A 12055-nucleotide genomic window follows, 5' to 3' on the forward strand; every position below is an offset into this window, starting at 1 on the left:
CCCAGCTCCACACCAGCGCGGGTGTCGAAGGTGGTCCACATGACCGAAACCGCGACCGCCGTGCACCGGGCGGAGCCGACCGAAGCGGTGATCGCCCCCGTGCTGGATGTGGTGATCCCCGTCTACAACGAGGAGACCGACCTCGGGGTATGCGTGCGTCGGCTACACGAGTACCTGCGCGCCGGATTTCCGTTCCCGGCGCGCATCACCATTGCCGACAATGCGAGCACCGACGACACCATGCAGGTCGCACGGCTGCTCGCCGACGAACTCGACGACGTGCGAGTAGTGCATCTGGACGACAAAGGGCGGGGCAGAGCGCTGCGGACGGTGTGGGAGCAATCCGACGCCCAGGTGGTCGCCTACATGGACGTCGACCTGTCCACCGACCTCAATGCCCTGCTCCCCTTGGTCGCCCCACTGATCACCGGGCATTCCGATCTCGCGATCGGCACCCGATTGAGCGCGTCGTCGCGCGTGGTGCGCGGCCCCAAGCGCGAGATCATTTCCCGCTGCTACAACCTGCTACTGAAAGCCTCACTGCAGGCGCACTTCTCGGATGCGCAGTGCGGATTCAAGGCGATGCGCACCGAGGTCGCGCGCCGGTTGCTGCCGCTGGTACGGGACGGTGAGTGGTTCTTCGACACCGAGCTGCTCGTGCTGGCGGAGCGAGCCGGGCTGCGCATTCACGAAGTGCCGGTCGACTGGATCGATGACCCCGACAGCCGCGTCGACATCGTCGACACGGCGCGCAAAGACCTGCTCGGCATCGCCAGACTCGGTCGGGCGCTGGCGACCGGTGCACTGCCGCTGGAGGAGTTGCGCCGCGCGATCGGGCGCGAGCCGCTGGTGGCGGGCGTGCCGCTCGGCATGGTCGGTCAGTTGGTACGCTTCGCCATTGTCGGGATCTCGAGCACCCTCGCTTACCTGCTGCTTTACGTTGTCCTGCAATCGTTCATCGGTGCGCAGCCCGCCAACTTCCTCGCGCTGTTGATCACCGCGGTCGGCAATACGGCCGCCAACCGTGCCTTCACCTTCGGGGTGCGCGGGGTGCGCGGGGCGGTGTCGCACCAGTTCCAGGGTTTGGTGATCTTCGGAATCGGCCTGGCGTTAACCAGCGGATCGCTGTTCACGCTGCATCATTGGGCCCCGGATGCGCCGGTCCATCTCGAGCTGTTCGTGCTGGTGATGGCCAATCTGATCGCCACGCTGACCCGATTCGTCGGGCTACGTTGGGTTTTCCGGAACCCTGCCGATCGACGCGTGTTGGACACCGCGGCCCACGGTGAGGAAGGAGGTCTCCGATAATGACCACACTGATCGATTCGCGGCCGGCCGCGACGGTTGCCGAGCCGCCCAGCAAACGCGACATCCGGTGGGAATACCCCGCCTTGGCCGTGCTGCTGATCGGCACCGCGGCCGCCTATCTGTGCAATCTCAGCTCGAGCGGCTGGGCCAACTCGTTCTATTCCGCCGCGGTGCAGGCCGGTTCGGTGTCGTGGAAGGCGTTCTTCTTCGGCTCCTCGGATGCCGCGAACTCGATCACTGTCGACAAACCGCCCGCCTCGCTGTGGTTGATGGAACTGTCGGTGCGTGCGTTCGGCCTCAACAGCTGGAGCATTCTCGTTCCGGAAGTACTGCTCGGCGTCGCTTCGGTGGCGCTGCTGTGGGCGACGGTCCGCAGGCCCTTCGGCCCGGCCGCCGGACTGCTCGCCGGACTGGCACTCGCGGTGACTCCCGTCGCGGCGCTGATGTTCCGGTTCAACAATCCGGATGCGCTGCTGGTGTTCTTGATGGTCGCGGCGGCATGGGCGATGACGCGTGCGGTGGCGGACGGGCGCACTCGTTGGCTGGTGCTCACCGGCGTGCTGATCGGATTCGGGTTCCTCACCAAGCAATTGCAGGTGCTGCTCGTTGTGCCCGCGCTGGCGCTGACCTATCTGATCGCAGGTCCACCGAAGCTCGGCAAGCGGATCTGGCAGCTGCTCGCGGCGGGCGCGGCGATGATCGCCGGAGCGGGCTGGTGGCTGCTGATCGTGGAGCTCTGGCCTGCCTCGTCACGACCGTGGATCGGTGGCTCGCACACTAATTCGATCCTCGACCTGACCCTCGGCTACAACGGCCTGGGCCGATTGAACGGCAATGAGCGCGGCAGCGTCGGTCCCGGCGGTGAACTGCCCGCGGGCGGCAACGGAATGTGGGGCAGCGCCGGGATCACCCGCATGTTCGAGCCCGCCCAAGGTGGTCAGATCGCCTGGCTCATCCCGGCCGCACTTGTCGCTCTGGTCGTCGGAATTCTGCTGCGCGGCAAGGCCACTCGCACCGATCAGCAGCGCGCGGCACTCGTCCTCTGGGGTGGCTGGCTGCTGGTGACCGGGCTGGTTTTCAGCTTCATGGCGGGGATTTTCCATCAGTACTACACGGTGGCCCTCGCGCCGGCCGTCGCCGCGTTGGCCGGCGCGGGCGTGGTGCTGCTGTGGCGAGGTCGGCACCGATTGTGGGTCCGATCGGCACTGGCGCTCGCCGTTGGACTCACCACGGCGACTGCGTGGATGTTGTTGTCGCGCAGTGAAAGCTTCGTGCCATGGCTACGGTGGGCGGTGCTCGTTGTCGGCGTGATCGCGACGGTCGCCGTCGCGTTCCCCGCACCCCGCAAGCTTGCGATCGGGTCGGCATTGGCTGTCGCGTTCGTCGGGCTGGCCGGGCCCGTCGCCTACACCGTCGACACTATTGCGACAGGGCATGCGGGGGCGATTCCCTCCGCGGGGCCGAATGTCGGGGGCGGGCATCGTCCGCCGTGGGGCGAGGGCGCGTTCGGGATGAATGGTCCGGACGGCGGACCCGGCGGTGCGATGCCGGGCGCGGACGGACGAAACTCACAGCCCAACAGCCGGATTCCGAATGGTGGTGGGCGGACCGACGGCGGAACTGCGGCCGGACCGAACGGCGCACCTGGGATGCGTGGGGGCGGCATTACACCGGGTGGCGGCGGCGCACCCGGCATGCAGGGCGGCCGAGGCCAAGACGGTGGGCCCGGCAATATGCTCATGGCCAGCAAGCCGAGCGATCAGATGGTCACGAAGCTGGAACAGAACGGAAGCGACTACACCTGGGTCGCCGCCGCGGTCGGCTCCAATAGCGCAGCCGGGTTCCAGCTGGCCACCGAACTGCCGGTAATGCCGATCGGCGGCTTCAACGGCAGCGACCCCTCACCCAATCTCGACCAGTTCCAGCAGTATGTGGCCGAAGGAAAGATCCACTATTTCATCGGTGGCGGCCGCGGGCCGGGTTCCTCCGGCACCTCGACCAGCGCCCAGATCGCGCAGTGGGTGCAGGAGAACTTCACTGCTGTCGATGTAGACGGCGTCACGATGTATGACCTGACAGTCGGACGCTGAAAGACCGAGATCTCTTTGCACACAAGGTGATTCGCCCGATCCTACGGTCGCGGCATGGGCGTCGGCGCGATCCATTCGCGCCGCCGCCCGACTCCGCTCTCCGCTGCTGGGCACCCGATCGACCGAAGCTCGGCGCGCGGCAGCGCTGCCCGCCTTCACATACCCCGAGCCCCCAGGCTTGGCGGCACTGCGAGACACGGGTTTCACCGCAAGCGCGGTAGTTTCGCACCCATGTCGACATCGAATAGCAACGTGCAGTGGAAACGCGGAATCAGTGGACTGGTGTTGGCCGGTGCGGTAGTTGCGGGTGTGCTGTCCGGGTCTGCCACGGCTTCGGCCGATAGCGGACAGGTCGTCATCAGCCAGGTCGGTCCGTCGCCGGTGGCGAATGACGGTTGCACCTTCTCTTCCGTCGGCGGTTCGTGCACCGATCCGGGGCCGGTCGGCGGCGCATTGATCGCCTTTCGGAATTGGCTTGTGAGCATGGGTTACGGGACTGGCAGTTCATCGGGGTCCGCCTACTTCTTCTGACAGTCGAGGGCTTGATCGGAAATATCGATCGCCGCGTTATCGCAGCCGCGACCTTGTAACGTGCCGCGACATAATTTCGGATACATCCCATGTAATCAACGACAACCAATGATCGGAGCTCCCCATGCGAACCTCGGCTCGAGCAGTAGCCATATGCCTGGCCGCTCCCATTGCGGCAGTCGCCCTGACCGGGATAACCGCCGGAACAGCCGCCGCCGCCGCGCCGGGCTGTGAGGGGTCGATGAACGCCGGATTTTCCTACAACGGTGTGTGCCGGGGCGAGGAGGGCACCTACCGACTCGAGATCGATTGCATCGGATACAATCTCGCAGCCAATCCGCCGGCCGTGGGCCAGTTCACGACACGCCAAGACTTGCCTGTCGGACAAGCGGGCACGGTGAGTTGCTTCGGCCCGAACTGGTCCAGCGCCGGGTGGGCTGTGGGTGCGCGGATCTTCCGGCTCTGACTGCTGAACGCGGCCCCTGGCCAGTACGGAGTTCCCGGTCGGGGGCGTTCGGCAACAGCACCTCGAGGTGACCTACCACCTCGAAAGACGCTGCGGCAGTTCGACTGAACCACGCGTACGCGTCACGATCACTACCGGCAGCCTTCAGAAACCGATCGAGCCTCGGCTCCCAGAGCAGGTCCCCCATCGGCTGCGACATAGTTCCCCATCACTCGCAGTTGTCACCCTATGTGTGAACGCCCCAGTGCCGCCTCTGAAGCAATTCATGCGCCTGGGGCTCCCTCATTTCTTCCCAGGCACAGGTTCCGCGACCTACGGCAGGGTCGTCTTTCTGGCGTAGCTTCTCGTATTCCCACAGCGGCCGAACCTCACGCATTCTCAGCGTCGATCGCCGAATCCGGCTGAAGTGGAAAAGGAAGAGGAGATGGATCGGTACGACCAGCGCAAGAGCCGGCTCGAGTAGTGAGCGAATCGAGGCCGATGATGTTGCGGCCGATCCGCCGAAGGCGGATCCGAGAAATCTTGCGCGACAAGCCACTTCCGCGACAATGCTCCGGAGGCGACTACGCTCGCCGCAATATCGATATAGGTCACGTGATCAACAAGGGGAAGGCGTAGTGGACGATCTCGCCGCGCGATTCGAGGAGCTGGGTCGCCTGGTACCGATCCCCCACCCATGGGACATAACGGAATACATCGCGCGGGTGGCAGAGTACCGGGGACGGCCGATCACGTTGTGCCCGATCGACGTCGGCGCGCTCTTGGGTAACGGATGCGGCACCGGAAGCGGCCTGTGGATTGCCAGGGAAAGCGACGACGTGATCATGTACGGGGCCGACACCGAATGGCATGCCGATCACATCATCGCCCACGAGATCGGTCACATGCTGCTCGGCCACGGCGGGACTGCGAGCGGTCCCGGTGGTGCCGCGGCTGATCCGCCATTGCGCGAATTGATGCCCTCGCTGTCGCTGGAAACCATCCGCAGCGTACTGCGCCGCCAAGACTACGGCAGTGAGCGCGAGCACGCCGCCGAAACCTTCGCCGACCTGCTGCTGGTCGAAGCGATGCTGCCGAAGCGGTCGGCGAGCCGGTTCCGCTCGACGTTCTTCCGAAACCGGCATCGATGAGATGACCTCCCCGATCCCGGGTCTGATCACCTGGCCCGTCCTGACAGGTATGACGTTGGTGCTCGCCGGCCGGTGGTGGCTGTTGCGGGACAGCATCATCGACCGGCTCATCAACCGCGCGCTCGCCGCCGCTCTCATCGAACACCTGTTGCGGGAGGCATGGTTCGAACAGTCACTGGCCTGGCTGCTGCCCGGCGATGACAGCGACGTGGTGAACATCGCCCGACAGCTCTCGCTGGGAGCAACCGTATTGGCCGTCTCGAATATCTACGGCATTGCCAAGTTGTGGGCAGGCGCCGATCCCGCCCACACGTGGCGCAGGCAGTGGCGCTATTACCTCGTCACGATCACTGCCACCGCCGTCATCCTGATCGCAGGGACGCCCGCCCGCCACGCCGACCAGTTGATCGACCAAGCCCTCGGCTGGCCAGCTGTCGTGGTCTGCATCGCGTTTTCCCTGCCGCTCGGCGCTACAGCCCTGCTCCTCGGCCGGGTATGTGTGGGCGAGATGCGCGCCGCAGGCAGCACCACCTGGCAGGAACGTGCACTGTACACAGCGGTCCTGGGCACCATAGTGGGCATGGGAATCGTAGCGGTCGGATACCCGCTCGGGACCATCATCAGTGTCATGACTGGCCAACCGTCATTCGACCCCGAGATGCACTGGGAAGCATGGAGCGGCTTCTTTCTCTCTGCCGTCGGCGCTACCGCCACGATCACCGTGCCGCTGATCAGCACCCTGCTCACCCACATCGGATGGGACCGCACCGGCCGATACTGCCGCCGCCTGTGGCCGATGTGGGCCGATCTCACCGCAGCCGTACCCGAAATCGTCCTAGAGATGCGGCGCGACCACAACGGCCGAACAGACCCGGCCATCCGTCTGCACCGCATGACGGTCGAGATCCGTGACAGCCTGCTGCATCTCAAGCGCTACAGCGACAGCCCTGACGATCTGGCCGCCACCGGCGGTGACCCACATATCTATGCCCGCCGCATCGCCGAGGCCATTGCCACCAAAGCTGCCGGGCACCCCCCGAGCGCGAGCCGGTTCACGCCCCGGCACCAAGTCCAACCGGGGGCACGGGACCTCACCGCGGAGCTGCGCCAGCTACTCGCACTTGCCAAGGCATGGCCGCACGTCCGCGGCCTGACAAAGTCGCCGTAGCGGCGCGCCGTCAACCTCGAACCACCTGAGGTAATGCGGTGGCCGGGCGACGCCGTGCGGTGATCGGATCGAATTCTGCGATGTAGCGCCGATCTTGTCTGCAGATCGGCATGGCCATGCCGCTAAGCGAGCGGTCGCACGCGAGAAGCGTCGGGCTCAGCGCATCCTGGATTAGCCGATTGCATGCTATCGCCGGCGCGGCGCGGTAATCCAGTCGGTGAAATCCCACTGATTGACGGGAACCCACGGCAGAATGCGGCCATGCGGACATTTGCTCGATTGTTGCAGGCTGCCGTCGTCGGGGCGCTGGTCGTGGTCGCCGGTCAGGGCGTCACGGCCGCCCCCGCCGCGAGCGAAACCCATATTCACTTGCCCTGGCTGACTTCTGAGCCGGGCGCGGTGCAGGCGTCGGGAGCAGCACTGGCAGACGGAATCACCGGCACGGTGCTGTGGTCGCGACAGCCGCACACCCCGGTCCCGATAGCCAGCATCACGAAGGTGATGACGGCACTGGTCGTGATCAACGCCGGCGACCTCGACCGGACCATTACCGTGCCGCAAGAAATCATCGCCTACGACACCAAGTACGACGGAAGCAACGCAGGCCTGGTCCCCGGCGAGGTGCTCACCGCGCGACAGCTCCTCTACGCGATGATGCTGCCGTCCGGCTGCGACGCCGCCTATACCCTTGCCGAGGCCTACGGGCCCGGCCAAGACGGCTTCATCGCCAAAATGAACGACACCGCGCATCAAATGGGCTTGGCGGGAACACATTTCACCGATCCCAGCGGGCTGCCCGCCCCCAACGACCACTCCACCTACTCCACACCGGCGGACCTGGTGGCCCTCGGCCTGCGCGCAATGAGCCTGCCGGTGTTCCGCGACATCGCCGGGTCGCAGAGCTATCACCTGCCCGCCGGCCCGGGCAACCGCGCTCACCTCTGGCAGACCACGAACAGGATGCTGCGCGACTATCCCGGCACTGTCGGCATCAAAACCGGATACACCGACGCTGCGGGAACCTGCCTGTTGTTCCAGACCGTCAGGGCAGGAATACCGCTGATCGGTGTTGTCCTGCACAGCTCACCCGACAGTGACGTCGCGGCAAAGGACGACGCCGAGCGCATGTTGAACTGGGCCTACAACCCGATCCTGAGCGCGCTGCCGATCGGCTAGCGCCGAATGCGGCAGGCTTGCCTGCGGATCCCGGTGCGCACCAAGCCAAGAAGTCCGACGCGGAGGATGCCCGTCTCGAGTCGAGATCTCGGCAGGTTCGGGTGGCCGCAAGTTGATGGCCGAGCCGATGTCACAGGCACTGACGATCGCCGGCGCGAGTGAGCGCTCATGCGGATTACCGTTCGGTGGTCCGTAGCCACCGATGCTGACCATCGAGTCCGAGGATCGGCTCTACGGCTGCGGCATGCCTCCGTGCGGACTGTTGAGCACCAGAGGCGCCGAACCCTTCCGCAGGTAGCCGAAGTCCTCGTAGTACTCGATGTGCTGATGCCCGCCGTCGGTCATGGACCCCACGCTGCGGAGGTCCTCCGCAAGGAGCGCTCGGCTCTCCCGGTCCCCCACCAGCAGCAGGACCCGGCGCTGCGCGACGACCTGGACGAGCAGCCGAGGACCAGCGTCCGAACCGACTTCGACAGCCGCGAGATCCTCGGTCTCGAACCTCCCCTCGCCCCGAGCCACTACGGCGGCCAGACCTTCGAACTCCTCCGCAGAACCGCTGACGTCGACCATGCCGTCGCTGAACTCCTCGACCCTCATACCTCTCCCTACGACAGCAGCGGGGCCAGTTCCTCCGCGCAGGCGTGCAGTTCGGACAAAAGTACGGGATCGGGCACGGCCGGGCCGACTCCCCGTGTGGCATTGGCCAGGCATGTCCGCCTGAACCCGCACCGATGAGCGTGCGTTCAATCGGAGCTGACTTCTGTTCCCGGTTTCCGGGTGCTCGCCGTAGCCCCAGACGCACGCAGTAGCCGCGCGATGACTTCCATTTCAACCAGCGTTCCCTCGATCCCGGCACCCAAGAGTTCGTCGGCCATGGAACGTGCTTCCGCCAGGGAAAGCGATCGCGCGACACGGAGGGCTTTCATCACCAATGCTGGTGCGACACTGCTCTTCTCGACTCGAAGCACCGTCAGTCCGTTCGCAGCTAAGAGTGCGTCACGCATACGCGGCGGTGCCGGATCGATGCCACATTCCCACCAGGTGCTTCCGCAGGTTGAACACTGGGCCTCGAGATCCCATCGGTGATCGTCGCCGACGAGCGCCTCGGTCACCGAGGACTCGAACACCGTCCGGCAGTCGCCGCAACGTACCGAGTACGGCGCGGATTCAAATACGAAGTCCGCCACCGCCGAATCCTAAGCCACCCGGACCGACACGCAGAACGTCTTTCTTGCCGCATACCGCGCGGTTCCAACAGCCACGCAGCCGAACCCCGGGGTTCGACGGTCGGTGGCCGTGTCGCGGGGTCCGGAGTGGACCCCTCGACACGGCTGCCAGCTGTGCTGTGCCGGTCCCGCACCGTCAGACGGCGTCGAGGGCCGCGGTGATCTTGCGGGCCATCGCCGCCACGGCGGGGCTGGGTTCTCCCTTGCCGGGCCCGGTGGCGGCTTCGACGGCGACCAGGACGGTGTCGCGGAAGTTGTCGGCCTCGCCCGGATGCTGTGTGCCGAGCAGGCTCATGGCTGCGGTCAGGGCAGGCAGCACCTGGTCGGCGAGTTCGGCGACGGACTTGCCTGGCAGGTGGATGTCTTTGGACTTGGCGGCGAGCACGTGCCCGACCAGCCCGGTCGCCGAGGTCAGGGCGATGGAGCCGTGTGTGATGCCCTTGTGTGGTGCACCGGCGGCGGCCAGCAGCGACACCGCGCCGTAGGCGGCGGTGCGCAGGGTGGCCTTGTCCTGGTCGGTCAGGGTGATGGTCATGTCGTGTGCTCCTCGTAATCGGTTGTGGCAGCGACCCGTACCGTGTCGGTGCCGGTCGTTTTGTTCGATGGACACACTGTTGCCGGGCTGACTGACACCGACCTGACACACGCCTGACGCCTCCACTGACACCACGATCGGCCATCTGGCTTCAGTCGTGAATTCGGGAGGCATGTCGTGTCTCGTTGAAGCTGAGGCACCGAAACGTTCCCGATCTACGGTGCCTCAACTGCGTGAGACGGCAGAATTGATGATTCGTCTCGCCGATCTGAGGCAGATGGCTGTTTCATCGACGCAGGCACGGAAACGGGTCGGCAGGTTCGGGAACGTAATTACTGTTGATGACCCGACAGTTCAACGGTTGAGTAGGTAGTCGACGACGCCGCCCGGGTTCGACAAGGCAACGAGGTGACCGCCGGGGACGATGTCGGCTTCGAGTCCGAGCCGCTCGCGGGCGACCCGTTGCTGCAGAGCGACCGGGAAGAAGCGGTCATCAGCACCGGCCAGGACATGGATCGGCGCCTGCGGCCAAGCGCCGAAGGGACACGGCTCGGCGAAGACCCGATCGGACTCGGGGCGTTGATACGGCTCTCCCTCGAGCGCAATCTCCGGTCGGACGTCGTGGAGAAAGTATGTCTCCAGGTCGAATTCGCGGCTGTAGCCATTGGCGTCGGCGGCAGCGTTGCGGGCGTCGATTGATCCGACGTGGTCCCACCACTGTCCCGCCGTTTCACCGGACATCGGAATCATCGCGTTGACGAACACCAGTGCCGACGGGGTGATCTGTTCGCACACCGGGCCCGCAGTGAACGCACCGAGCGACTGGGCCACGATCACGTCGCCGTCTACCGCGTGCTCGAGCACGATATCGCGGTATTCCGCGAGCCCCGAGCCCTCGTCGTCACCCGGCAAATCGACCGGAATTGCGCGGTGGCCCGCGTCGGTCAGACCGGCCGCCACGCGGCTCCAATACCAACCGACCCCGCCGGCACCCGGGATCAAGACAAATCTGCGCAACTTCGCGGTCATACCGAAGTAGACGACGCACGGCCGCCGAACTCATCGCAACGCGATCGGGCATGGCGGGAAGCCCCGCACCGGCGCGACTTCCTCGAACCGAACACCTCAGCAGCCGCAAAGAGCGCCCCTCGAGCTCGACCGGACCGCCTCGTTGACATCACGCATGCCCGGAGTCGTCACTGTTGGAACGCCACACCCTGACGACCCGTGCCTCAACCAAATGAGACGACGCGCCGGATACCTCAAATCAACGAGACTGCCTCACCTTCAACGAGATAGGACAAGTCAGTTGATCGCGAATTCGGGCATCAGTCAGGCCGCTTGCGGCCCGTTTCCGGCCGCGAATTTCGACACCACCCGACCGATGTGTCGGTCGAGTTGTGTCGCGGCGGTGCGTCGGATGGTGACTCGGGTTCAGCCCTTGGTGGCGCGACCGATCCTTTCCTTGGACCGGCATGACTACACCGTGCGGCCCGGTCTGGGTTGCTGGGCCGCACGGTCGGTGGAGTGGTCAGGCGCCGAAGTCGGCGCGGTGGTCGGTGGCCCACTCGGCCAGGGTGCGTCCGGGCTTGCCGGTCACGGCGGTGGCGGGACGTACCTGGTCGGGGGTGGTGAGGGTGTCGCTCCAGTAGTCGAGCAGCATTTTCATGATCGGCTGGGGGATGAATTGCGCTGTCTCGGCGCGGAATTCGTCGGGGGTGATCTCGGTCAGGGGGAGCTGTCGGCCGAGTGCCGCACTGATCGTGGCGACCTGCTCGGTGCGGGTGAGTGCCTGCGGACCGGTGATCGGGATGATCTGCCCGATGTGGTCGTCGGACAGCAGCGTTTCGGCGGCGGCATCGGCGACGTCGTATTCGTGGATCGGTGCTTGCGCGGATGCCAGGTACGGTGCGCGGATGGGTGCGCCCGAGCTGATCTGCCACCGCCATTCGAGCAGGTTGTTGGCGAAGATGCCGGGGCGCAGGATCGTCCACGCGTCGGTGCGATCGGTGATGGCGGCTTCGACGGCGCTGTGGTGCAGCTGGCTTGCCGAGCCGCGGTCACGGGGAAATTCCATCGCCGCAGCCAGCGAGGACAGGACCGTGAAGCGGTGCACGCCGGCGGCGACGGCCGCGTCGAGGAAAACGTCGATGCCGCGTGCCGGGAAGATGAAGGCGCGATCGACGCCCCGGAACACATGCCGGCCGAGGGTCGAGGCGTCGGCGAGGTCGCCCGCGACGACTTCGACCGCCTCGGGCAGGATCGCGTCCTCGGGTTTGCGGGTCAGGGCGCGGACTGCGGCACCGCGGGCGAGGAGGGTGGTGACGAGGTGGCGGCCGACGGCGCCGGTCGCGCCGGTGACAAGAACGGTCGGGCGGGAGGGGCGAATCTCTGTGCTGCTCATGACATGAACACTTCCGGTAAA

Annotated in this window: 11 protein-coding genes; 6 read left to right on the forward strand and 5 right to left on the reverse strand. The window is 65.8% G+C overall.

Annotated elements, in window-relative coordinates; genetic code table 11:
- The first annotated feature begins 39 nt into the window (after positions 1-39).
- The 6 genes from OHQ90_RS02170 (at position 40) to OHQ90_RS02195 (ending at position 7869) form a co-directional block, all read left to right on the forward strand.
- Positions 40-1308: a bifunctional glycosyltransferase family 2/GtrA family protein gene (locus tag OHQ90_RS02170; RefSeq protein WP_328406879.1), complete on the forward strand. Its 1269-nt coding sequence runs from the start codon at positions 40-42 to the stop codon at positions 1306-1308.
- Complete coding sequence (locus tag OHQ90_RS02175; RefSeq protein ID WP_328406880.1) at positions 1308-3398, forward strand: glycosyltransferase family 39 protein; 2091 nt, start codon at positions 1308-1310, stop codon at positions 3396-3398. Before OHQ90_RS02170 ends, OHQ90_RS02175 begins: the two co-directional genes overlap by 1 nt.
- A gap of 231 nt (positions 3399-3629) precedes the next feature.
- A complete protein-coding gene (locus tag OHQ90_RS02180) occupies positions 3630-3929 on the forward strand; it encodes a hypothetical protein (RefSeq protein WP_328406881.1) in 300 nt (99 codons plus the stop codon).
- Positions 3930-5012: 1083 nt separating this feature from the next.
- The gene (locus OHQ90_RS02185; RefSeq protein ID WP_328406882.1) at positions 5013-5525 is read left to right on the forward strand and encodes a hypothetical protein; all 513 of its coding nucleotides are present in this window, start codon (positions 5013-5015) and stop codon (positions 5523-5525) included.
- Between the two features lies 1 nt (position 5526).
- The gene (locus OHQ90_RS02190) at positions 5527-6693 is read left to right on the forward strand and encodes an MAB_1171c family putative transporter (RefSeq protein WP_328406883.1); all 1167 of its coding nucleotides are present in this window, start codon (positions 5527-5529) and stop codon (positions 6691-6693) included.
- Positions 6694-6954: 261 nt separating this feature from the next.
- A complete protein-coding gene (locus OHQ90_RS02195; RefSeq protein WP_328406884.1) occupies positions 6955-7869 on the forward strand; it encodes a D-alanyl-D-alanine carboxypeptidase family protein in 915 nt (304 codons plus the stop codon).
- A gap of 231 nt (positions 7870-8100) precedes the next feature.
- On the opposite strand, the gene OHQ90_RS02200 is transcribed toward OHQ90_RS02195, so the two are convergent.
- The 5 genes from OHQ90_RS02200 to OHQ90_RS02220 form a co-directional block, all read right to left on the reverse strand.
- The gene (locus OHQ90_RS02200) at positions 8101-8466 is read right to left on the reverse strand and encodes an Imm32 family immunity protein (protein WP_328406885.1); all 366 of its coding nucleotides are present in this window, start codon (positions 8464-8466) and stop codon (positions 8101-8103) included.
- Positions 8467-8612: 146 nt separating this feature from the next.
- A complete protein-coding gene (locus OHQ90_RS02205) occupies positions 8613-9056 on the reverse strand; it encodes a hypothetical protein (RefSeq protein WP_328406886.1) in 444 nt (147 codons plus the stop codon).
- A gap of 175 nt (positions 9057-9231) precedes the next feature.
- Positions 9232-9630 (reverse strand): hypothetical protein, encoded by a 399-nt coding sequence (locus tag OHQ90_RS02210; RefSeq protein WP_328406887.1) that lies wholly within the window; start codon positions 9628-9630, stop codon positions 9232-9234.
- Between the two features lie 354 nt (positions 9631-9984).
- Positions 9985-10659: an alpha/beta fold hydrolase gene (locus OHQ90_RS02215; protein ID WP_328406888.1), complete on the reverse strand. Its 675-nt coding sequence runs from the start codon at positions 10657-10659 to the stop codon at positions 9985-9987.
- Positions 10660-11161: 502 nt separating this feature from the next.
- Positions 11162-12034: an SDR family oxidoreductase gene (locus OHQ90_RS02220; RefSeq protein ID WP_328406889.1), complete on the reverse strand. Its 873-nt coding sequence runs from the start codon at positions 12032-12034 to the stop codon at positions 11162-11164.
- Between the last annotated feature and the right edge of the window lie 21 nt (positions 12035-12055).

The sequence above is a fragment of the Nocardia sp. NBC_00403 genome, assembly GCF_036046055.1.
In the GTDB taxonomy this organism is placed as follows: Bacteria; Actinomycetota; Actinomycetes; order Mycobacteriales; family Mycobacteriaceae; genus Nocardia.

Bases quoted from the DNA above. Each gene is read 5' to 3' on its own strand.
- OHQ90_RS02170 (WP_328406879.1), top strand. From the start codon at position 40: ATGACCGAAACCGCGACCGCCGTGCACCGGGCGGAGCCGACCGAAGCG.
- OHQ90_RS02175 (WP_328406880.1), top strand. From the start codon at position 1,308: ATGACCACACTGATCGATTCGCGGCCGGCCGCGACGGTTGCCGAGCCG.
- OHQ90_RS02180 (WP_328406881.1), top strand. From the start codon at position 3,630: ATGTCGACATCGAATAGCAACGTGCAGTGGAAACGCGGAATCAGTGGA.
- OHQ90_RS02190 (WP_328406883.1), top strand. From the start codon at position 5,527: ATGACCTCCCCGATCCCGGGTCTGATCACCTGGCCCGTCCTGACAGGT.
- OHQ90_RS02195 (WP_328406884.1), top strand. From the start codon at position 6,955: ATGCGGACATTTGCTCGATTGTTGCAGGCTGCCGTCGTCGGGGCGCTG.
- OHQ90_RS02200 (WP_328406885.1), bottom strand. From the start codon at position 8,466: ATGAGGGTCGAGGAGTTCAGCGACGGCATGGTCGACGTCAGCGGTTCT.
- OHQ90_RS02210 (WP_328406887.1), bottom strand. From the start codon at position 9,630: ATGACCATCACCCTGACCGACCAGGACAAGGCCACCCTGCGCACCGCC.
- OHQ90_RS02215 (WP_328406888.1), bottom strand. From the start codon at position 10,659: ATGACCGCGAAGTTGCGCAGATTTGTCTTGATCCCGGGTGCCGGCGGG.
- OHQ90_RS02220 (WP_328406889.1), bottom strand. From the start codon at position 12,034: ATGAGCAGCACAGAGATTCGCCCCTCCCGCCCGACCGTTCTTGTCACC.